The 21,710-nt window shown below is 61.3% G+C and carries 19 protein-coding genes and 1 pseudogene; 12 read left to right on the plus strand and 8 right to left on the minus strand.

Annotated elements, in window-relative coordinates; all coding sequences use genetic code 11:
• Nucleotides 1–10: 10 nt before the first annotated feature.
• The 4 genes from H3L94_RS11015 to H3L94_RS11030 all read right to left on the minus strand — a co-directional run bounded on the left by H3L94_RS11015 (nt 11) and on the right by H3L94_RS11030 (nt 2,540).
• Nucleotides 11–418, minus strand: coding sequence for a DUF2059 domain-containing protein (locus H3L94_RS11015; RefSeq protein ID WP_182122028.1), 408 nt, complete (start codon nt 416–418; stop codon nt 11–13).
• A 188-nt stretch (nt 419–606) separates the two neighbouring features.
• Nucleotides 607–1,431: a Rossmann-fold NAD(P)-binding domain-containing protein gene (locus H3L94_RS11020; protein WP_244958759.1), complete on the minus strand. Its 825-nt coding sequence runs from the start codon at nt 1,429–1,431 to the stop codon at nt 607–609.
• Nucleotides 1,392–1,988, minus strand: coding sequence for an LOG family protein (locus H3L94_RS11025; RefSeq protein WP_182123175.1), 597 nt, complete (start codon nt 1,986–1,988; stop codon nt 1,392–1,394). Before H3L94_RS11025 ends, H3L94_RS11020 begins: the two co-directional genes overlap by 40 nt.
• Before the next feature lie 84 nt (nt 1,989–2,072).
• Nucleotides 2,073–2,540: a hypothetical protein gene (locus tag H3L94_RS11030; RefSeq protein WP_182122029.1), complete on the minus strand. Its 468-nt coding sequence runs from the start codon at nt 2,538–2,540 to the stop codon at nt 2,073–2,075.
• Here H3L94_RS11030 and H3L94_RS11035 point away from each other — a divergent pair.
• From H3L94_RS11035 to H3L94_RS11045, 3 genes are all read left to right on the plus strand, one after another.
• Nucleotides 2,530–4,155, plus strand: coding sequence for a GH3 family acyl-acid amido synthetase (locus H3L94_RS11035; RefSeq protein ID WP_244958762.1), 1,626 nt, complete (start codon nt 2,530–2,532; stop codon nt 4,153–4,155). The genes H3L94_RS11030 and H3L94_RS11035 overlap by 11 nt on opposite strands.
• A gap of 152 nt (nt 4,156–4,307) precedes the next feature.
• Entirely contained in the window at nt 4,308–4,886 is a 579-nt protein-coding gene (locus H3L94_RS11040; RefSeq protein ID WP_009119180.1) for a DJ-1/PfpI family protein, read from the plus strand.
• A gap of 70 nt (nt 4,887–4,956) precedes the next feature.
• Nucleotides 4,957–5,571 carry a glutathione S-transferase family protein gene (locus H3L94_RS11045; RefSeq protein WP_182122030.1) on the plus strand — a complete coding sequence of 205 codons (615 nt, stop codon included), beginning with the start codon at nt 4,957–4,959 and terminating at the stop codon, nt 5,569–5,571.
• A 375-nt stretch (nt 5,572–5,946) separates the two neighbouring features.
• Here H3L94_RS11045 and H3L94_RS11050 read toward each other — a convergent pair whose 3' ends face one another.
• From H3L94_RS11050 to H3L94_RS11060, 3 genes are all read right to left on the minus strand, one after another.
• Nucleotides 5,947–7,932: a TonB-dependent receptor domain-containing protein gene (locus tag H3L94_RS11050; RefSeq protein WP_182122031.1), complete on the minus strand. Its 1,986-nt coding sequence runs from the start codon at nt 7,930–7,932 to the stop codon at nt 5,947–5,949.
• 376 nt (nt 7,933–8,308) lie between these two features.
• On the minus strand, nt 8,309–10,201 hold the full coding sequence (gene speA, locus H3L94_RS11055; protein ID WP_182122032.1) for an arginine decarboxylase: 1,893 nt from the start codon (nt 10,199–10,201) through the stop codon (nt 8,309–8,311).
• A gap of 168 nt (nt 10,202–10,369) precedes the next feature.
• Nucleotides 10,370–11,527 (minus strand): alpha-hydroxy acid oxidase, encoded by a 1,158-nt coding sequence (locus tag H3L94_RS11060; RefSeq protein ID WP_182122033.1) that lies wholly within the window; start codon nt 11,525–11,527, stop codon nt 10,370–10,372.
• 266 nt (nt 11,528–11,793) lie between these two features.
• Here H3L94_RS11060 and rimP point away from each other — a divergent pair, with 266 nt between their 5' ends.
• Genes rimP through infB form a run of 3 tightly spaced genes read left to right on the plus strand, consistent with a single transcriptional unit; the run spans nt 11,794 to nt 16,534 of the window.
• Nucleotides 11,794–12,225, plus strand: a complete 432-nt coding sequence (gene rimP, locus H3L94_RS11065; protein WP_182122034.1) for a ribosome maturation factor RimP — start codon at nt 11,794–11,796, stop codon at nt 12,223–12,225.
• A gap of 28 nt (nt 12,226–12,253) precedes the next feature.
• Nucleotides 12,254–13,750 (plus strand): transcription termination factor NusA, encoded by a 1,497-nt coding sequence (nusA, locus tag H3L94_RS11070; RefSeq protein ID WP_009119188.1) that lies wholly within the window; start codon nt 12,254–12,256, stop codon nt 13,748–13,750.
• A gap of 12 nt (nt 13,751–13,762) precedes the next feature.
• Nucleotides 13,763–16,534 (plus strand): translation initiation factor IF-2, encoded by a 2,772-nt coding sequence (gene infB, locus H3L94_RS11075; RefSeq protein WP_182122035.1) that lies wholly within the window; start codon nt 13,763–13,765, stop codon nt 16,532–16,534.
• A gap of 14 nt (nt 16,535–16,548) precedes the next feature.
• On the opposite strand, the pseudogene H3L94_RS12905 reads toward infB, so the two are convergent.
• A pseudogene (locus H3L94_RS12905) lies at nt 16,549–16,698 on the minus strand (lipoprotein signal peptidase); the annotation flags it as partial.
• A 124-nt stretch (nt 16,699–16,822) separates the two neighbouring features.
• Here H3L94_RS12905 and H3L94_RS11080 point away from each other — a divergent pair.
• The 6 genes from H3L94_RS11080 to H3L94_RS11105 all read left to right on the plus strand — a co-directional run bounded on the left by H3L94_RS11080 (nt 16,823) and on the right by H3L94_RS11105 (nt 21,309).
• A complete protein-coding gene (locus tag H3L94_RS11080; RefSeq protein WP_009119191.1) occupies nt 16,823–17,155 on the plus strand; it encodes a hypothetical protein in 333 nt (110 codons plus the stop codon).
• A 29-nt stretch (nt 17,156–17,184) separates the two neighbouring features.
• Nucleotides 17,185–17,640, plus strand: a complete 456-nt coding sequence (locus tag H3L94_RS11085; protein WP_182122036.1) for a hypothetical protein — start codon at nt 17,185–17,187, stop codon at nt 17,638–17,640.
• A gap of 28 nt (nt 17,641–17,668) precedes the next feature.
• Nucleotides 17,669–18,040 (plus strand): 30S ribosome-binding factor RbfA, encoded by a 372-nt coding sequence (rbfA, locus tag H3L94_RS11090; RefSeq protein WP_009119193.1) that lies wholly within the window; start codon nt 17,669–17,671, stop codon nt 18,038–18,040.
• A gap of 99 nt (nt 18,041–18,139) precedes the next feature.
• Nucleotides 18,140–19,048 (plus strand): AAA family ATPase, encoded by a 909-nt coding sequence (locus H3L94_RS11095; RefSeq protein WP_182122037.1) that lies wholly within the window; start codon nt 18,140–18,142, stop codon nt 19,046–19,048.
• Nucleotides 19,048–19,965 carry a DUF58 domain-containing protein gene (locus tag H3L94_RS11100; protein ID WP_182122038.1) on the plus strand — a complete coding sequence of 306 codons (918 nt, stop codon included), beginning with the start codon at nt 19,048–19,050 and terminating at the stop codon, nt 19,963–19,965. Before H3L94_RS11095 ends, H3L94_RS11100 begins: the two co-directional genes overlap by 1 nt.
• A 240-nt stretch (nt 19,966–20,205) precedes the next feature.
• Nucleotides 20,206–21,309, plus strand: a complete 1,104-nt coding sequence (locus tag H3L94_RS11105) for an endonuclease/exonuclease/phosphatase family protein (RefSeq protein ID WP_182122039.1) — start codon at nt 20,206–20,208, stop codon at nt 21,307–21,309.
• The last annotated feature ends 401 nt before the right edge of the window (nt 21,310–21,710 follow it).

Genomic DNA, 21,710 nt, shown 5'->3' on the forward strand with positions numbered 1-21,710 from the left:
CTGAACGGCTTTATTCGGCACGGAAATCGGGATCGACTTGCCGCCAGGCGCGTTCGATTTGCGGGCGGATGCGGTTCATTTCGGCTTCGGTGTAGCGGACGCCCAGCGAACGGATGCGGGTCATGATGAGGGTGGTCAGCTGCCCCTGTTTGCGCAGCAAAGACTGCCCGGCCGGCGAGGCATAAAAAGCCACCAACGCATCCACCTCCTCTTGGGTATAGGTTTCCCGCAGTGCCTGGCGGACGACGGCCTTCATTTCGCTGTGCAGCTGGGGCGAACTCATCGCCCGCTGCAACGCCTGGTCAATCAAGGGAAACACCGTTTTGCGCAAGGTATTCTGCTGCGCTTCGGAATAACCGCGGCGCTGCAAATCGCGCCGGAATTCCTCTTCCATCACGGCGGAGGCAGCCGGCAGCATTTGGCGGCACGCTGGCCTCCATATTCTGCACCGCCATCAGCCGCGCCACCGATTCTTCGCTCGGCGGCTGGGCGGCGGCGGGGGCGGCCGACAGCAAACCCAGGGCAGGCAAGCAGGCGGCCAAAAACAGGTTTATTTTGTTCATCTTAGGTTATCCTTTTCTCCGAATCGGCCTTGACCGGCGGCTTTCAGGTAGCCTCAGGCCAGCTGGAACATTCGTCCGCGGCAGCCCAAAGCGAATACACTTTTTTGCCGCCGCTGTGGTCGTCCAAATCAAATTCCGGCACCGCCACGCCGAGTTTGACGGCTTCGCGGCGGTAAAAATCGAGGCGGGACGGATGCGGGGTTTCCACCACATTGCGGATCAACCTTCCGGACGGGTGGCCGGCAGCGGCCAGCAAAGCGGCCACAGCGCGGTCGCGGTGCAGCATATTGGCCGGCGCATGGGGCGCTCGGGCGCTCGGGCGGCGCAGCAGGCTGTACAGCGGATGGCGCTCCGCAGCGTACAGGCCGCCCAAACGCAGCAGGCTCACATTCGGCACCGCGCTCGTCCACATCAGCTGTTCGGCGGCCAATACTTTGCGTGCCGACTCGGTATCGGGCTGCGGCGGCGTGTTTTCATCGCAATCGCGCACCGCGCCGCCGTACACGCCGATGCTGCTGCCGTACACGATATGGGCTACCTGAAAACGCTCGGCCAGCGCCAACCAGCGGCCGATCACGTCTGCATAATCGGCCACCGCCGAGGGCGGCAGCAGGCAGAACCAAGTGGCTTTGCCGGCCCAATGTTCTGCCCAAAACGGCTGCGTCCACACTTCGGGCGCATTGAGATCGGCGGCTTCCAAAGCAATCGGCAGGCAGATGTCGTCGGAAGTCAGCCGGCGTTTCAGCGCCGCCACCGCGCAGCCTTGCTGGTATAGGGCTTCGGCCAGCGGGCGGCCGAGATGGCCGAAACCGAGTATCGCCGCGCCGTTTACACCGCTGCTTCGCGCGTCCATGCCGGCTGAATCCATTTGCCCGCCTCCTGATAACGGTAGGCCGCCATTTCGGCCAATAAGCCCTCTGCGGTATCGGCCACGCACAACAGCCCCACATTGGCCGGCGGCATAAAGCCCTGCTCGGCGGTGTGGCGCATCAGCGCCAGCAGCGGATCGAAAAAGCCGCCGCTGTTGAGCACGCCGATGGGCTTGTTGTGCAGGCGCAGCTGGGCGGAAGACAGCACTTCAAACAATTCCTCGTAAGTGCCCAAGCCGCCGGGCAGGGCCACAAAGGCATCGGCCAGCGCAATCATCTTCAGGCGGCGGCTGGTCATATCTTCGGTTTCGATCAGCTCGGTCAGCCCGTCGTGCGCCATTTCTTTTTCGCGCAGAAACACCGGGATCACGCCGGTGACTTCGCCGCCGGCGGCCAATACCGCATCGGCCACCGTGCCCATCAGGCCGATGCGGCCGCCGCCGTACACCAAACGGCTGCCGCGACGGGCAATCGCTTGGCCCATGGCCTGCGCCGCCTCGTAATAGGCGCGGTTTTCGCCCAAATTGGAGCCGCAATACACGGCAATGTGCTTCATTTCGTTCATGTGTGTGCTTTCAGGTAGCCTCGGCGGGTGCCGGAGCAAAACAGGCGGCATTATATCGCCAAAGCCGCCTTCACCCTAAGCAAACCGCCCGTAATCGAAACCTTGCCGCACCAGCCACCGCCAGCGGTATTGGCGGTAGCGGTAAAACACGTGGGCAAACAGCGCCACCGGCCAAGTCAGCCAGCCGGCGGCAATCTCCACCCTATCGCGGTAACGGCAGCCGCCCGTGCCATCCGGCTCGATGGTGATCAGGTGCGACCAGCGGCGGATCAGGCGGCCGTGGCCGTCGTCGAGCAGGGCAAAGGCGGCCTGCTGCGGATAGGAAATCACAATCGCCTGCCCGCCGACAGGCAGCACCCCGCCCAAATACAGACCCGCCCGATAAGTGCCGGGCACCCAGCGCTCGGGCCATGCCGCCGGCTCGCGCGGGCGGAACACCACCAGCGGCCAGGCCACATAGTGCAACAGCCGCGGCCGGCATACTTCCGCCGCCGCTTGTTCTGCCGAGCACGGCAAATCGGTGCCGATGTCGATGCGTACCATTTTTTTCCTCCCGTATCTCTTGAATAGCTTTGCCAAAACCGCCGCCCCTGCCGACAATAGCGCTTTATCTTCCTGCCGCGAGGCCGTCATGCCCCTGCCCACCGCCCTGCTTGCCGCCGCACTCAAGCGTTTTCAGCTAGCCGCCCGCCACCCCGAAGCCGCCCAGCAGCAGATTCTGCAACAGATTCTGCAACAGAACGCCGCCAGCGTCTTCGGCCGCCGACACGGCTTTGCCGACATGGCGGGGTATTCAGCCTTTGCCCAACAAGTGCCGATCCGCCGCTACGAAGACTACCGCGCCGACATCGACGCCTTGGCTGCCGGCGGCAACGGCCTGCTTACCGCCGAGCCGGTGATCCAGTTTGAGGAAACCGGCGGCTCTTCCGGCGGCGCCAAACTGATTCCCTACACCGCCAGCCTCCTGGCCGCCTTCCGCCGCGGCGTGCTGCCCTGGCTGGCCGATTTGGCGCAGCACCGCCCGCAGGCTTTTGCCGGCCGCCTGTTTTTCATCATCAGCCCGGCCGCCCGCAGCCGCCATCATACCGCAGGCGGCACGCCCATCGGCAGCGGCAGCGATCTGGCCTACTTCGGCGAGGAAACCGGCGCCGCGCTGGCCGCGCAAACCCTGTTCCAAGCCGAGCTCACCCAAGCCCGCAGCGCCGCCGAATGGCAATGGCACAGCGCCCGCCTGCTGCTCTCCGCCGCCGATCTAAGCCTGATTTCGGTGTGGAGCCCCACCCTGCTGCTGGCCATTTTCCACACCCTAGTTGCCGAACAAGACAGCCTGCTCGCCAGCTTGAGCGACCCCCACCGCCGCCGCACCGCCCAACACGCCTTCCGCGGCGGCCGCTTCGATGCGCGCCTGTTGTGGCCGCAACTGGACACCGTGAGCTGCTGGAACAGCCACACCGCCGCCCTGCCCGCCGCCGAGCTGCAGGCCCTGCTGCCCGATGTGCACCTACAAGGCAAAGGCCTGCTCGCCACCGAAGCCGTCAGCAGCCTGCCCTTTTCAGGTAGCCCGCAGCCCTTATTGGCGGTGGACAGCCACTTCTACGAATTTGCCGCCGCCGACGGCAGCATCCGCCCGGCCCACCAGCTTAACAGCGGGCAGGACTACCGCCTGATCGTCACCACCCAAGGCGGCCTCTACCGCTACGACACCGGCGACCGCGTGGCCGTATACGGCTTTTCCGGCGCCCTGCCCCAACTCGAATTCATCGGCCGAGACCACCTCACCAGCGATTTATGCGGCGAAAAACTCACCGAAGCCTTTGTGCGCCGCGCCCTGCTGGCGGTGGATAAGCGGCTGCCCGAACAGGCGCTGCTGCAAGGCGTGGCCGCCAACCCGCCGCATTACCGCCTGCTGCTGCCGGAGCACACGCCCTGGCCGCCGCAACTGGCCGCCCGTCTCGACGAAGCGCTGGCCGCCAATCCGCAATACGCCTATGCCCGCCGCATCGGCCAACTCGCGCCGGTACAAGCCGTCCGCCTGCCCGACCCGCAGGCCTACGCCGCCACCCTTCACCGCGCCGACCAGCGCCTGGGCACGCGCAAAATCCCCTTATTGCTGCCGCCGCTTACCCCCGAAGCCGCATTCCGGCCCCAGGCTACCTGAAAGCCTGTCGGCACGGTTTCAGGTAGCCTGTGGCGTGTCGCCACCAAGCCGCCGCAGATAAATTTGCGCCGCGTCATATAAGCGCGGCCGGAAAAAGCGTAAGATAAGCCCGTGCTCCGGCACCCCCTCAATCACGATAAAAGGAGAACGATATGAGCAAAAAAATCCTGCTGCTGGCCGGCGACTACGCCGAAGACTACGAAACCATGGTGCCCTTCCAATTTCTGCTCGGCTTGGGCTACGAAGTGCATGCCGTCTGCCCCGGCAAAAAAGCCGGCGAAACGGTGGCCACCGCTGTGCACGACTTCGAAGGCGAACAAACCTACAGCGAAAAACGCGGCCACAACTTCAGCCTCAACCACGATTTCGAAGCCGTCAACAGCGCCGATTACGCCGGCCTGGTGATTCCCGGCGGCCGCGCCCCCGAATACCTGCGCCTCAACCCGCGCGTGATCGAAATCGTGCGCGAATTCGACGCCGCCGCCAAACCGATTGCCGCCGTCTGCCACGGCGCCCAGCTGTTGGCCGCCGCCGACGTATTGCGCGGCCGCCGCTGCTCGGCCTACCCCGCCTGCGCGCCCGACGTGCGCGCCGCCGGCGGCGACTATGCCGACATCGCCGTCACCGACGCCGTCACCAGCGGCCATTTGGTTACCGCCCCGGCCTGGCCCGCCCACCCCGCTTGGCTGCGCCAGTTCGTCGAGTTGCTCGGCGCCCGCATCACCCTGTAAGCCGACCGGGCTGCCTGAGTATTTCAGGTAGCCTTTCGGCCTCTTTACCGTCTGAACAAGGACAACTTTAATGAAACTGTATTACCTGCCCGGCGCCTGCTCGATGACGCCGCACACCGCCCTCGAATGGATCGGCCAACCCTACGAAGCCCAGGCCATGAGCGGCGACGACACCAAACAGCCCGACTACTTGGCGCTCAACCCGCTGGGCACCGTGCCCTTGCTGGTGGACGGCGATTTCACCCTCACCCAAAACGTGGCCATCGTGCTCTACCTCGACTCGCTGCATCCAGAGGCGCGCCTGTTCGGCAGCGACACCCCGCAAGGCCGCACCCGCGCCTTCCGCTGGCTGGTCTTCCTCAACAGCGATGTGCACAAATCTTTCTCGCTGCTGTTCCACACCCCCGACTACATCCAAGACGAAGCCGTGAAACAGGCCATGGAGGCATCCGCCCACCGCCAGATTCTGCGCCAGCTCGCCTTGGCCGACCAACAATTGGCCACGCAAGACTATTTGGCCGACGACATTTCGGTGGCCGACGTGTATCTGTATGTGCTGCTGCGCTGGTGCCACCGCATCGGCCTGGATTACAGCAGCCTGCCGCAACTGGCCCCGTTCTACCGCCGCATGGGCCAAAACCCCGGCCTCCAAGCCGTGCTGGCGCAAGAAGGCTTGGAAGCCTAAAGCGCCGCCCGGACCGGCAGATGGTTTCTTAGCCGCCGCCAGCCAGCGAATGATTTGAGGCTACCTGGAAACAGATGGTGCGTTTTTGTGACGCATCGGGTTTTCAGGTAGCCTCAAACTGGTCAGCCAAACCACATCGCACCGTTTCAAGATGCCCGCCCTTACGGCGGGGCGGCCGCTCTTGTTTGCCACGGCTTGCGCCATGATTCGGGCTACCTGAAAACAGACACCACAGTCTGCGCGGCCAAGGGCTCAGGTTTTCAGGTAGCCCGCAGCATGTTTCACCAAGCGGATAACAGGTTCGATGCCCGCCATGCGGGCACAAAAAAGGCAGACCGAGAGTCTGCCTTTTTGCTGCCGCTCAAGCGGTTAGGCTTAGAAACGGTAGTTTACGCCCAAGCGCACTTCGCGGCCGCGTGAGGGCGGCGCAACGCCGGAAACGCGCTGGCTGTGGCTGTAATACAGCTTGTTGCCGATGTTGTTGACGGCGAAATTCACATTCATGTCGGTCAAAGGCTTCCAGTTCAGATACACATCATGCACGCCGTAGCCGGCACGGTGTTGCTGCGCATTGCCGGCCGTGTAGTCCTTGCTTTGGGTAAAGCGACCGCGCCAGCCGATTTCCAAATTGGCCTGCGGGAAGGCGTAGGTAAGACCGGTAATCCAGCGACGGCCTTGCGGCACAATGTCGGCCGGGTCGTTGGAAATCGGGAAGTTGGCTTCCGGATCGGCATAAGCCATGGCCAAACGCGCAGTCAGATTGTTCCAGCGGTAGGCGGCATCCAATTCGTAACCGCGGGTTTTCACACGGCCGCGGTTGGCCAGATCATTCTTGGAGTTATTGGGCGTATAGTAGTTGTGCACGGTCTGCTCGAACACACTGCCGCCCAGCGACCAGCCGCCGTGGCGCCATTTCAGACCGACTTCCGCCAAGCGGGCGCGCTCGAACGCCAAACCGGGATCCACATTGCGCAAGCCGCGTGCAGCAGCGGCACTGCCACGGGTGTCGGTAAGGGTGTTGGCCGAAGCCAGCTGCGGGCTGCGGGCGGCGTAGTTCAATTTAGCCTGCAGCGACAGGCTGGGGTTGATGTCCCAAGTCAGGCCGAAGCTGGGGCTGAGCCGGCCGTCGGCAGCATCACGGTTGCCCGGGCGCTGCGGATTACCCGCTGTGGTCAATTTGAAATGGTCGTATCGCAGGCCGGTGGTCAGCGTTACCGGCGACAAAGACCAGATGCCTTCCACATACAGGCCGTATTCGCGCTTACGCTCGCCGTCTACATAGCCGCTGCGGTTGTCTTGGCTGTTGGTTTTCTCGTTGCGCAGATTGACGCCGTATTTCAACAGATGGCTGCCCGGCAGCTCGCTGGTGAAATTGAAATTACCGCCGGTGGTCAGCGCTTCGGAATGGCGGCCACCGCCCAAGTCGCGGCTGCCCGACCAAGCATTGCGGTTGTCTTCGATTTTCAGGTGATAAAGGTTGGCGTCCACGTCGCGGATAAAGCCGAGATGGTGGCCTTCATAGCTCAGGTTGGTGGTTTTTTGCAGCGATTCAGTGGGGCCGACACGGTCGTCCATCACAAATTCCAGCCGGTCGGCGCCTACGCCGTAATAGCGCTCGTAGCGGTAGCTGAGGCCGATTTTGTGGTCGTCATTAAAACGGTAGCCCACTTTGGCCAAGTAGTTGCCTTGATCGCGCGCGGTGTTGTTCGCACGGTCGGAGTGGGTGGTGCCGTCGCGATAGCCGCTGCCGGCACGGTAGTTGCGGTCATCCAGCCAGCTGCCCATCAGGAGGCCGTCGAAACCGTGGCTGCTGCCGTACACCGCCAAACTGCCGTTGCTGCCTTTATTGCTGTTGATTTCGGCGCCCACCCGCACACCAAAGTTTTGGCCTTCTTTCAAAAAGTCGGCCGCCTCCACCGTGCGGGCACGCACGGCACCGCTGGTGGCGCCGATGCCGGCGCTGGCCGAACCCGCGCCTTTTTCCACGCCGATTACCTTAATCATGGCCGGATCCAATTGGAATCGGCCTTGGTGGTACCAAGCCTGGGTGGCCGTAGCCGTGCCGTCCACCACCAGGTCGATTTTGTTTTGGCCGGCGGCGCGGATGCTCAGATATTGGGCCGACAGGCTGCCGCCGCCCACATTGATGTCGGCGCGGTCGGCCAAGACATCGCGGATGCTGGCCACATTGCGCTCGGCAATGTTTTTATAGTTGCCGGTGGTCAGGCTCTTGGCACCGGTTACTTCAATCGTTTCCAACTCGGAGGAATCGGCAGCCGCTTGGGTGTCGGCATGGGCAAAGCCGCACAACAACGACAAACTCAATATGCTCAAACGCAAGCATCGGGGACGGGAAATCATAAATAACCTTTGAAATCAATTGGATTTTAAAAATAAGTCAAATTAATAACGAAAACCATTATTAATGGCGGGCAAATGTAATTGATTCTGTATTTTATTTCTATTTATTTACATAATGTCCCGCAATCTGTCTGTTCTGCGCCACAACATGATCGAACGGCCGATGCCCCTGCTCCCGCTTAGGCCCGCCTTCCACCGATTAAGCAACAGCTTTGCGCCATACTGTTCAGGTAGCCCGAGCGCCGATGCCGCAACAAAAATCGCGTCTGCGGCTTGGCAACGGCGACGGGGATACAAGTTCGCACGTAACAAGCCGCAGACGCGGGATGCCGGCCATCGTCCAAGCTCGGATATTCTTGGGGCAAGCCCTCGGGGCTTACTCCGCGCTCAAATAAGAGCTCTGTTTTAAAGCACGGCAGAAAGCAGCGGCGTAGGTGTCGCGCTGTTCGGCCGGCAGCTTGGCCCAGCGGATTTTTTCCTCGAAACGGTTGATCACTTCCTGCGGCTGCAAATGCACGTAGCGCAGCATATCCTCCACCGTGTCATGAATCTCGATGCCGCCGAAGGCCACGCTGCCGTCCTCTTGCACATACACATTCACCGAATCGGTGTCGCCGAACAGATTGTGCATATCGCCCAAGATTTCCTGATACGCGCCCACCATAAACACGCCCAAAACATAAGGCTCGCCCGCGGCCGGCACATGCACGGCCATGCTGGATTCGATGCTTTGGCGGTCCACATACTGGCCGACCTTGCCGTCTGAGTCGCAGGTTAAATCCTGCAGCACGGCGCGGCGGGTGGGCCGCTCGCTCAGGCGGTGAATCGGCATGATGGGCAGCACTTGGCCGATGGCCCAAGTGTCGGGCAGGCTTTGGAACACGCTGAAATTGCAGAAATATTTATCGGCCAGTTTGTCGGTCAAATCGTCGTACACCTGCCGCTGGCTGCGGCCGCCGCCTTGCAGCTGCTGTCGCAAGCGGCGGCACAGCACGGCATACAGCTGTTCGGCCAGGGCTTTTTCCTGCAGGCCGACTTTGCCTTCCAAATAGTATTCATTGAGGTCGGCCAGATAGTGCGAAATGCGGTAATAGGTTTCCGTCACCATTTCGCTGTCGGTATCGCCTTGCAGGATGTCCAGCAGTTTGCGGGTGGGGAAGCTGAGCGTTTCGGGATCGGCCACGGCGGGAATGTGGTCGGGCAGGGTTTCCACATCGGTCACATTCATCACCAACACCGCATGGTGCGCGGTGAGCGCGCGGCCGCTTTCGCTGAAAATATGCGGGTGCGGCAGGCCGTGGGCATCGCAGAATTCGCCCAGCATCGACACGATGGTATGGGAATATTCGCCGATGTCGTAGTTGATGGAGCTGGCATTGCGCGAGTGCGTGCCGTCGTAATCTACGCCCAAGCCGCCGCCGACATCGACATAATCCAAGGGCAGCCCCAAGGCGCGCAGTTCGCCGAAATAGCGCACCGCTTCTTTAAAACCGAGGCGGTAGTCGGCAATATTGGAAATCTGCGAGCCCATGTGGAAGTGCATCAGGCGCACGCAGTCGCCCAAACCGGCGGCCTTCAGTTTTTCCGCCGCCGAGATAATCTGCGCCGCCGACAGGCCGAACTTGCCTTTTTCGCCGCCGGTGTCCGCCCATTTGCTGGAAGCCAGCGAAGACAGGCGCACGCGCAGGCCGATGTTGGCGCGCACGCCGAGTTTGGCCGATTCTTCGATCACCAAGTCCACTTCGGCTTCTTTTTCGATCACGATAAACACTTCGTGCCCCAGCCGCTGTCCCATCAGGGCCAGACGGATGAATTCGCGGTCTTTGTAGCCGTTGCACACAATCACGCCGCCTTTGGGCGCAAAGGCCAGCACAATCATCAATTCGGGTTTGCTGCCGGCCTCCAAGCCGATCGACACCGCTTCGCTTTTGGGCACGATGATGTTTTTGACCACGCTTTCCTGCTGATTCACCTTAATCGGGTAAATGGCGGTGTAGCGGCCTTGGTAATCGAGCTTCTCCACCGATTCGTTAAACGCGGCGCACAGCTGCAGCACGCGGTCTTGCAGAATATCGGGGAAGCGGAACAGCATGGGCAAATCCTGTCCGCGCGCCTGCAATTCCGACACCAGCCGGTGCAGGCCGATTTCGGTGCCGGCCTCCGGCTTCGGCCGTACCGTTACTTCGCCGTTTTCGCCGATAAAGAAATAGCCGCCGCCCCAGTGTTTGATGCCGTACAAGGCGGCGCTGTCGCTGATGTTCCAAGTCATGTTCGGTTCCTCTCTCTAATGTTGGTGATACAGGCCAACCGCTTTCAGGTAGCCCTTATTGTGTGATGGCCCGCCGCTTTGCCGGCGGCGCGTAAAGAAGGCTACCTGAAAGCCCTGCGGATACGCCGCTTGGCTGTTCAGGTAGCCCAGATGGCATCAGGCACACGGTCAGTAAGTGCCTTTAACCAAAATGTCGCTGGTGACATCGTGAATATTGCGATGGCCGGTGAAGGCCATGGTGATGTCCATTTCTTTATACAGAATTTCCAAAGCGCGGGTCACGCCGGCCTCGCCGTAGGCGCCCAAGCCGTAAATATAGGCACGGCCCACCATCACGCCGCGCGCACCCAGCGCCCAAGCGCGCAGAATGTCTTGCCCGCTGCGGATGCCGCTGTCCAGCCACACTTCGATATCGGAACCCACCGCGCTCACCACGTCGGGCAGCGCGCGGATGGAGGAAGGCGCGCCGTCCAACTGGCGGCCGCCGTGGTTGGACACCACAATCGCATCGGAGCCGCTCTTCACTGCGGCTTCGGCATCTTCCGGCTCCATGATGCCCTTGATGATGAGTTTGCCACCCCATTCGTCTTTGATGCGCGCCACATCGTCCCAGCTCAGGCTGGGGTCGAATTGTTCGGCGGTCCAAGACGACAGCGAGCTCAAATCGCTCACGCCCTTGGCGTGGCCGGCGATGTTGCGGAAGGTGCGCCGCTCGGTGTTGAGCATACCCAAACACCATTCGGGCTTGGTGGCCAAATTGATGAGATTGCGGATGGTGGGTTTCGGCGGCGCGGACATGCCGTTTTTGATGTCTTTGTGGCGCTGGCCCAACACTTGCAAATCCGCCGTCAGCACCAAGGCGGAACACTTGGCCTCTTTGGCGCGGCGGATCAGGTTGCTCATGAAATCGCGGTCGCGCATCACATACAGCTGGAACCAGAAAGGATCGGGGCTGTTGCTGGCCACGTCTTCGATGGAGCAGATGCTCATGGTGGACAAGGTAAACGGCACACCGAATTTGGCCGCCGCCCGCGCAGCAAGGATTTCGCCGTCGGCGTGCTGCATACCGGTCAGCCCCACCGGCGCCAAGGCCACCGGCATTTTCACGCCCTGCCCGATCATCTTAGTGGCCAGGCTGCGGCCCTCCATGTCCACCAACACTTTCTGACGGAACAGAATATCTTTGAAATCATCGCTGTTGGCACGGTAAGTGGCCTCGGTCCAAGAACCGGTGTCGGCATAGTCGTAAAACATTTTCGGCACTTTGCGGCGGGCAACGCGCTGCAAATCCGCAATGCAGGTCATCTTGCTTAAATCGGGCTTCATGGGCAACACTCTGTATTTTCTGTGATAATCGAAACGGCGCAATGCTTTGCGCCTGCTTAGTCTTGTGTAAAGTGTGCGTATTATGCCGATAAAACGGCGGTTTGTGCATTAGATAAATCAATCAATATCAGCCGCCGCCAGGCAGGCACAAACACGCCGCATTTGCCATCTTTTTTCGGATGCGTTAGAATCACGCCGTTTTTCAGTTATTTAACCGTAAATGAGAAATGGCCCCGCGGCCATTTTTTTGTTTTCGACGGAGCAAAATGGACATCCAGAGCATTCTCGACACCACCCTGCCCGGCCTGGGCTACGAACTGGTGGACTTCGAACTCACCGCCCAAGGCGATTTGCGCGTATTCATCGACAAAGAAGGCGGCATCACCGTAGAAGACTGCGCCACCGTCAGCAACCACCTCAGCCGCGTATTCATGGTGGAAGACGTGGATTACAAGCGCTTGGAAATCTCCAGCCCCGGCCTGGACCGCCCGCTGAAAAAAGCCGCCGACTTCGTGCGCTTTTCAGGTAGCCTGGCCAAAGTAAAAACCCGCCTGCCGATAGAAGGCCAGAAAAACTTCATCGGCCGCATCGAAGGCTGCACCGACGACACCGTCACCCTCCACTGCGAGGGCAAAAACATTGCCATCCGGCTGGCCGACATCGACCGCGCCCGCCTGAAACCGGAATTCAAATTTTAAAAATAACCCATCAGGAGAGTTCATTCCAATGAGCCGCGAAATGTTGCAACTGGCCGAAGCCTTGGCCAGCGAAAAAAACGTAGACACCGAAGTGGTTTTTGAAGCCCTGGAATTCGCGCTGTCTGTGGCCGCCAAAAAGAAAGCCGACCGCGAACACATGGACGTGCGGGTGGAAATCGACCGCCACACCGGAGAATACAGCACCTTCCGCCGCTGGCTGATTGTGGCTGACGAGGATTACACCTACCCCGACACCCAAAAAACCATCGAAGAAATCCAGGAAGAAATTCCCGACACCACGCTGCAAATCGGCGATTACCACGAGGAGCAGCTGGAAAACGTGGAGTTCGGCCGCCAAGCCGCCCAAACCGCCAAACAAATCATTCTGCAGCGCATCCGCGATGCCGAACGCGAACAGATTCTGGAAGACTTTTTGTCCCGCCGCGAAGACATCGTACTGGGCACCGTGAAACGGGTGGAACGCCACGGCATCATCGTTGAGCTCGGCCGTTTGGACGCCCTGATTCCGCGCGACCAATGCATCCCCCGCGAAAACTTCCGCAGCGGCGACCGCATCCGCGCCCTGTTTTTGCGCGTGGACGAACAAGGCGCCAGCGGCCGCAAACAAGTCATCCTCAGCCGTACCTCGCGCGAGTTCCTGGTGAAACTGTTCGAACAGGAAGTGCCGGAAATCGAAGACGGTCTGCTGGAAATCAAAGAAGCCGCCCGCGATCCCGGCCACCGCGCCAAAATCGCCGTCAAATCCAACGACGCGCGCATTGATCCGCAAGGCACCTGCATCGGCGTGCGCGGTTCGCGCGTCAACGCCGTGACCAACGAATTGGGCGGCGAACGCGTGGACGTGGTGCTTTGGTCGCCCGAAACCGCCCAATTCGTCATCAACGCCCTCTCGCCCGCCGAAGTGAGCCGCATCCTGATTGACGAAGACAACCACTCGGTAGATGTGATTGTGGCCGAAGACCAATTGGCGCTGGCCATCGGCCGCGGCGGCCAAAACGTCCGCTTGGCTGCCGACCTCACCGGCTGGCAGCTCAACATCATGACGGTTGAAGAAGCCGAAGAGCGCCACGAAGCCGAAGACGCCGAGCTGCGCGCCCTGTTCGTGCAACACCTGAACGTGGACGAAGAGACCGCCGATTTGCTGGTGCAGGAAGGCTTCGCCGCCTTGGAGGAAGTGGCTTATGTACCGGCCGCCGAACTGGTGGAAATCGGCTTCGACGAAGCCACGGTGGAAGCCATGCGCAACCGCGCCCGCGACGCCATCCTCACCTTGGCCATTATGTCGGAAGAAAAACTCGAAGACGTGGCCGAAGACCTGAAAACGCTGGCGGGCGTGGATCAGGACATGCTGCGCGATCTGGCCCAGGCCGGCATCACCACCCGCGACGATTTGGCCGAGCTCTCGGTTGACGAACTGATCGAAATCACCGGCGTCAGCGACGAAGAAGCCAAAGCCGTGATCATGACCGCGCGCGAACATTGGTTTAACGAAGAACAACAATAAAAGGAGGCACGCATGAGTCACAACACCGTACAACAATTTGCGGCCGAACTGAAAAAGTCCGTTCCCACCCTGCTGGAACAATTGCAGGCGGCCGGAGTCAATAAACAAAGCGGCGCCGACACCGTCACCCCCGAAGACAAACAGCAGCTGCTGGCCTATCTGCGCCAACGCCACGACAGCGACGACAACGCGCCCATCAGCGTCAGCCGCACCAAAAAAGAACGCAGCACCGTAGGCGGTGTGGCCGTGGAAACCCGCCGCCGCCGCCGCGTGGTGATTCCGCAAGAAGACACCGGCCTTCAGGTAGCCAAAGCAGAAGCCGAAGCGGCGGCTCAGGCAGAAGCGCAAGCGCAAGCCGAGGCGGAAGCGGCGGCACAAGCTGCCGAACAGGCAGCCGCCCAAGCGGCCGAAGCCGCTGCTCAGGCGGCCGCGGCCGAGTCAAGCGCAAGCGAAGCCCCGAGCCCAGCCGATCCGGTGGCTGCCGATGCTGCGCCCGCCGAACCTGCCGCTGCAGCAGATGCCGACCAAGCGAAGCCGCGTCGCAGCAAAAAAGAAAAAGCACCGGCCGCGGTGCCGCAGCCGGTAGAAGTGGTCAGCGCCGCCGAACAGGCCGCCCGCGACGAAGAAGCCCGCCGTGCCGAAGCCTTGCGTGCGCATCAGGAAGCGTTGTTGCGCGAAAAACAAGAACGCCAAGAGCGCCAGGCCCGCCGCGAAGCGGCCAAGTTGCAGGCACAGCAGGAAGCCAAAGCGGCCAAAGAGCAAAAGCAGGCCGAACAACGCAGCGCCAAACCCACGGAAAAAGCGCCGCTCTCCGCTTCCACCGGCACTGCGGCCGCCGGCAAACCGAAAAAAGACGAACGCCGTTCACAACGCGATGACGACTTGCCGCGCGGCAAAGCCGCCAAAGGCAAAGGCGGCAAAGACAGCCGCAGCAGCCGTGACGACGACCGCGTACGCGGCGGCAAAAAAGGCAAAAAGCTCAAACTGGAGCCCAACCAACACGCCTTCCAAGCGCCGACCGAACCGGTGGTGCACGAAGTCTTGGTGCCGGAAACCATTACCGTGGCAGACCTGGCCCACAAAATGGCGGTAAAAGGCGTGGAAGTGGTGAAAACCCTGATGAAGATGGGCATGATGGTCACCATCAACCAATCGCTGGACCAAGAAACCGCCCTGATTGTGGTAGAGGAAATGGGCCACATCGGCAAACCCGCGGCCGCCGACGATCCGGAAGCCTTCTTGGAAGACGGTGCAGAACACACCGAAGCCGAGTTGCTGCCGCGTCCGCCGGTGGTCACCGTGATGGGCCACGTTGACCACGGTAAAACCTCGCTGCTCGACTACATCCGCCGCGCCAAAGTGGTGCAGGGCGAAGCCGGCGGCATTACCCAGCACATCGGCGCCTACCACGTGGAAACCCCGCGCGGCGTGATCACCTTCCTCGACACCCCCGGCCACGAAGCGTTTACCGCCATGCGTGCCCGCGGCGCACAAGCCACCGACATCGTGATTTTGGTGGTGGCCGCCGACGACGGCGTGATGCCGCAAACCATCGAAGCCATCGCCCATGCCAAAGCGGCCGGCGTGCCGATTGTGGTGGCGGTCAACAAAATCGACAAAGACACCGCCAATCCGGAACGCATCCGCCAAGAGCTGACCCAGCACGAAGTGATTCCCGATGCCTGGGGCGGCACCACCCAATTTGTGGATGTGTCCGCCAAGCAAGGCATCAACATCGACGCCCTGCTGGAAGCCGTGCTGCTGGAAGCCGAAGTGCTGGAGCTGCAAGCGCCCGTGGAAGCCCCGGCCAAAGGCATCATCGTAGAAGCCCGTTTGGACAAAGGCCGCGGCGCCGTGGCCACCCTGCTGGTACAGAGCGGTACGCTGAAAAAAGGCGACATGCTCTTGGCCGGCACCGCCTTCGGTAAAGTGCGCGCCATGATGGACGAAAACGGCAAACCGATTAACGAAGCCGGCCCGTCGATTCCGGTGGAGATTCTCGGCCTCTCCGACGTACCCAACGCCGGCGAAGACGCCATGGTGTTGGCCGACGAGAAAAAAGCCCGCGAAATCGCCCTGTTCCGCCAAGGCAAATACCGCGACGTGCGTTTGGCCAAACAGCAGGCCGCCAAGCTAGAAAACATGTTCAACAATATGGGCGAAGGCCAGGCGCAAAATCTGTCGGTCATCATCAAGGCCGACGTACAAGGCTCTTACGAAGCGTTGGCCGGCAGCCTGCAAAAACTGTCCACCGACGAGGTGAAAGTCAATGTGCTGCACAGCGGCGTGGGCGGCATCACCGAGAGCGACGTCAACTTGGCGATTGCCTCCGGCGCGTTTATCATCGGCTTCAACGTCCGTGCCGACGGCTCCGCACGCAAGCTGGCCGAAAGCGAAGACGTGGAAATCCGCTACTACAACATCATTTACGATGCCATCGACGACGTGAAAGCGGCCATGAGCGGCATGCTGGCGCCCGAGCAGAAAGAACAGCAAACCGGCACCGTGGAAATCCGCCAAGTCATCACCGTGTCCAAAGTGGGCAATATCGCCGGCTGTATGGTGACCGACGGCGTGGTCAAACGCGACTCCAAAGTCCGTCTCATCCGCAACAACGTGGTGATCCACACCGGTGAGCTCGAATCGCTCAAACGCTTTAAAGACGACGTCAAAGAAGTGCGCATGGGCTTCGAGTGCGGCCTGATGCTGAAAAACCACAACGACATCATGGAAGGCGACGTGCTGGAAGTGTTCGACATCGTGGAAGTGGCCCGTTCCCTGTAACGCACCACCCCGTGCCGTACCTCAGGCTGAGACCTTTGCAAAACCCTCAGATGTGGATGCAGTTCAAGGCGTAGCAGCGCAGCGAGCGAAGACATATCAGATAAATAGGCAAGCGAGCGAGCAGCGCACAACGCAGAAATGCGCCGCAGATGGGGGTTTTGCAAAGGTCTCGGTTACCTGAAAAGCTCCACGCCTTTCAGGTAGCCTTCCTGCACAGCCGGGGCAGCATTTGTCCGAGCACACACCCGCCGGTCAGCCGGCAATGCCGTTTTCTCTAGGGGCGACGACATGAGCAACAAACAAACCTACACCTTAGAAACCTTTACCTTGGTGCGCGAAATCCGCCAACGCGAAAACGCAACGCCCCTCTTGGTGGCGACCCTGATCCTGCCCGACAACTTCGTGCTCACCGAACGCATGCCGGTACACCCGGTCGACCGGGAAAACGACATGAACATCATCCGTTTTTTGGAAAAATCCCTCGATTTAAAACCCTATTTCAAAAGCCGCGATTTTGCAGGCAAGCTGGCCGAGTTCGACGCCATCCGCCTGCAGAGCCGCCGCCAGCAATACGACGCCCTGATGGACGCCTTAATCAGCCGCACCAACCAGTTGAAATAAAAGGCTACCGCCAGGCTTGAAAGCATCCCATGCCCCATGTGTTCATTTCCCAACTGAAAGAAGGCGACACCTGCTTGGTGGAAAATCTGGCGCAAGACGGTCAGGAAATTTACCCCGAGCACTTCATCGAGCCTGCCACCGTCAAATTCCTGTTCGGCAATTCCATTGTGGTGGAGTTCGACAACGCCGACAACCGCTTCCACACCCCCACCATGTCGTTCAACTGCAGCGGCGTCATCGACCGAATCAAAGCCAAGCCGGTGCACATCCGCCTGTTGGCCGACGACGAAGACAACCGCGACATCATCCGCCGTCACGAACGCTTCCAAGAGATGCAGCAGTGCATCGCCGCCATCGGCGCCCTGCGTCTGGACCGCCAAAAGTTTCTGGCCCAGGAAGACGACGCCAGCCGCGAACTACTGGCCCAAATGCAGGCCGTGGAAATGTTGCTGGCCCAAATCTATGCCGCCGACGGCGACACCTGACCCCAAAACATTTTATTCAAAGGCAATCATGGCTAAAGCAAACAAAGGATACGCGCGGCAAGACCGCGTGCAAGAACAAATCATGCGCGAACTGGCCGAGCTCACCCGCACCGGCCTCAAAGACCCGCGCGCCGGTTTCATCACCATCAACGAAGTGGCCGTTACCCGCGACTACAGTCACGCCACCATCTACTACACCGTGCTCGACGACGCCACCCGCGAAGTCACCGCCGAAGCCCTGGAGCACGCCAAAGGCTATTTGCGCAGCGAGCTTTCCAAGCGCATCAAACTCTTCAAAACCCCCGAGCTGCATTTCAAATACGACGAATCGCTCGAACGCGGCATGAGCCTCTCCCACCTCATCGAGCAGGTAGCCGCTGAAAAGCCGGTAGAAGACTGAGCCCGCACACCGCCCACAGGGCGGTGTTTTCCCAGCATACCGGCTACCTGAAAGCCCGTTTTTCCCTTTTCAGGTAGCCCCATTCCCTCAAAACACATCATGAATCCCGCCCTGCAAAACGCCCTCGCCCAACTCAACCAACTGATTCTCGGCAAAGAGCCCATCCTGCGCCAGATACTGGCCTGCATTCTGGCCGGCGGCCACGTGCTGCTGGAAGACGTGCCCGGCGTGGGCAAAACCACGCTGGCCCACGGCTTGGCCGGCGTACTCGGCCTGGGCTACCGCCGCGTCCAATTCACCAATGATATGCTGCCGGCCGACCTGTTGGGCGTGAACGCGTTCCAGCCCGCCGACGGCCGCTTCAAATTCCACCCCGGCCCAATTTTCCAGCACTTCCTGCTCGCCGACGAAATCAACCGCGCCTCGCCGAAAATGCAGTCTGCCCTGCTGGAGGCGATGGAAGAAAAGCAGGTGTCGGTGGACGGCAAAACCTACCGCCTGCCGCAACCTTTTCTGGTGATCGCCACCCAAAACCCGGTGGAACAGCTCGGCACTTTTCCCCTGCCCGAATCCCAACTCGACCGCTTTATGATGCGCCTGTCGCTGGGCTATCCGGTGGCCGAAGCCGAACGCAGGCTGTATTTTCAAGGCGACCGCCGCCAGATGCTGCCCGCACTGAAAGCCGTGGCCGACCCCGCCACGCTGTTGCAATGGCAGGCGCAAGCCGCCCAGACCACCTGCTCCCAGCAGGCCGCTGACTATGTGTACCGCTTGGTGGCCGCCAGCCGCCAGCCCGGCCGTTTCGTGACCGGCCTCAGCCCGCGCGCCGGCTTGGCCGTGGTGGCCGCGGCCAAAGCCTGGGCCTTTCTGCACGGACGCGACCACGTTTTGCCCGAAGACATCAAAGCCGTGTGGGTGCCGGTGGCCGGCCACCGCCTACAAGCCCTGCAAGCGCAGCCCGTCCCCCGCCTGCTGGAGGACATGCTGCTTCAGGTGGCCGTGGCCTGATGGCGGCGCCCCAACACAGTCCGCGCCTGCGCGACCTCACCGTGCGCCCCACCCGCCTCGGCCTCGGTCTGGCCGTGATGGTGGTGTTGCTGTGGACAGTCGGCCTCAACTACCAAGTCAACCTCGCCTATGTGGTGGCGTTCTGGCTGGCCGGTTTCCTGCTCGTCGGCGTGCTGCTCAACTGCCTGCAACTGCTCGGCCTGCGTTTAGACATTACCCCGCCGGCCGAAGTGTTCCAAGGCCAAACCGCCGAAGTGCTGCTCCATCCCGCCGGCAGCAGCGCCCAACGCCACCGCCTGCTCTGGTTTACCGTTGTGCCCGAGGACGACAGCCAGACGGCCGAGCACAACAGCCATCGGGCCGAATTCAGCGCCCGACACAGCCGCCCCTTCGCCTGGCCGATACTGGCCAAACGGCGCGGGCGGCTGCAATTGCCGCCGCTGCACTGCAGCAGCGTGTTCCCCTTCGGCATCAGCCGCGTCGAATGCATCTGGCACTGGCCCGACGAAGGCTTGGTCTATCCCGCTCCTCTGCCGCACACCCCGCCGCCCGGCCATCTCCCCGACGACAGCGGTGAGCGCCGCGCCCGTCCCGGCGGCCGCGAAGACCTCGCCTACCTGCTCGAACACCAGCCCGGCCGCCCGTTGCAGCAAGTGGCGTGGAAACAGTTTGCCAAAAGCGGCCGCCTGCTCGACAAACACTTTGAAGAGCCTGTTTTCTCCGCCGCAACCGATCTCATCAGCCACGCCGACTACCCGGCCGCCACCCCGGCCGACCGTTTGGCCGGCCTGCTTTGCCACCGCATACTCGAAGCCCACCGCCACGGAAGGCCCTATACCTTGGTGCTGCCCGCCCAAACCATCCCCCCGCAACACGGCCAGCGGGAAAAATGCCTGGCCGCCCTGGCCCTACTCTGATTTATCCGCACCCGACCCCGCACCGCATTCAGGTAGCCTTTTGCCCGCCAAAGCCGAAATCTTTGCAAAGCCTGGGGGCGGATGCCAACCGAGGCCTAGCCGCACAGCGGGCGGGCGTGACCCCAAGGTCTCAGGCTACCTGAAAGCACATCCCCGCCCCTTCTGCACCGACCACACTGTCCGCTGCCTTAACAATTCTGCTACACTTCGTTTTCCCATCCCCCTCCGCCCCATACCGCCATGCCGGATCTATCTTGGCAACACAGCCTGCTGCTGGCCGTCCTGAGCCTGCCTGCCGCCGCCACCTTCCTCTCCCTGCTCACGCACGACCACTGGATCATGCGGGTATTCGACTTTCCGCGCCTGCAAATCGCCGTGCTCAATTTGGCCGCCATCGGCGCCGCCTATCTGGCCGCCCCGCCCGGCCAGCTTTGGTTTGCCGCCGTGGCCGCGCTCAACCTTCTCTGCGCCCTGTGGCAGTTTTGGCAAATCAGCGCCTACACCCGCCTGCGCCGCCCCACCGTACTCGCCTACACCGGCCCGGACAACAAGCGCACCATCAGCATCTTCACCAGCAACGTCCTCACCCCCAACCGCCAAGCCGGCAAACTGCTGCGGCTCATCGAAGCGCACCACCCCGACATCGTCCTCACCTTGGAAACCGACCATTGGTGGGAACAGCAACTCGCCCCCTTAGAAGCCGCCTACGGCTGGCAGGTCAAAATCCCGCTCGACAACCTCTACGGCATGCACCTCTACAGCCGCCTGCCGCTGCGCAACGCCCAAGTGCTCTACCGCGTGCGCGACGACATTCCCTCGATTCAGGCCGAAGTGCAGCTGCGCAGCGGCGAATGGGTGCACATCTACTGCCTGCACCCCATGCCGCCCAGCCCCACCGAAAGCGACACCTCCACCGAACGCGACGGCGAACTGCTCCTGGTGGGCAAAGAAATCGCCCGCCAACAACACAGCTGCCTGGTTTTTGGCGACCTCAACGACGTGGCCTGGTCCGACACCTCACGCCTGTTCCAACGCATCAGCGGCCTGCTCGACCCGCGCGTGGGCCGCGGCCTCTACAACACCTTCCACGCCAACTGGCGCCTGTTGCGCTGGCCGCTCGACCACATTTTCCACAGCAACGACTTTCTGGTATCCGATCTCAAAGTGCTGCCGCACATCGGCTCCGACCACTTCCCCGTGTACGGCAAATTCCAATACCACCCGCCCGCCGAAGCCGTGCAGCCCGAGCCGGAAGCCGACGCCGCAGACCACGAACAAGCCAACGAAAAAATCGAAGCCGCCGAGCCGATACACGAGCGGGAGCGGGTGAAATACCGCCGCTAAGAAGCGGTTTGCCATCTTCTCGTGCGGCGTTTTCCGCAGCAGAAGCCGCCGGTGCACAGCGGAAATTTAGTCTCGAAAAACCGCTACGCCAGACCCATGCCGACGGCCCGAGACCGGAGCAAACACTTCGGGCTACCTGAAACCCTTTTCAGGTAGCCCGAAATCCATTGAACACCGAATGTCCGCAGCACAACACCGCCTAAAAAATGCCGATATGAGACCTTTGCAAAACCCTCAGATGTGGATGCAGTTCAAGGCGTAGCAGCGCAGCGAATGCAGACATATCACATAGATAGGCAAGTGAGCGAGCAGCGCACAACGCAGAAATGCGCCGCAGATGGGGGTTTTGCAAAGGTCTCATATGCCTGAATAGGTTCGGCTGCAACCCCTTGTCAGTCCGC

The organism is Neisseria shayeganii, from assembly GCF_014054965.1.
GTDB lineage: Bacteria > Pseudomonadota > Gammaproteobacteria > Burkholderiales > Neisseriaceae > Eikenella > Eikenella shayeganii.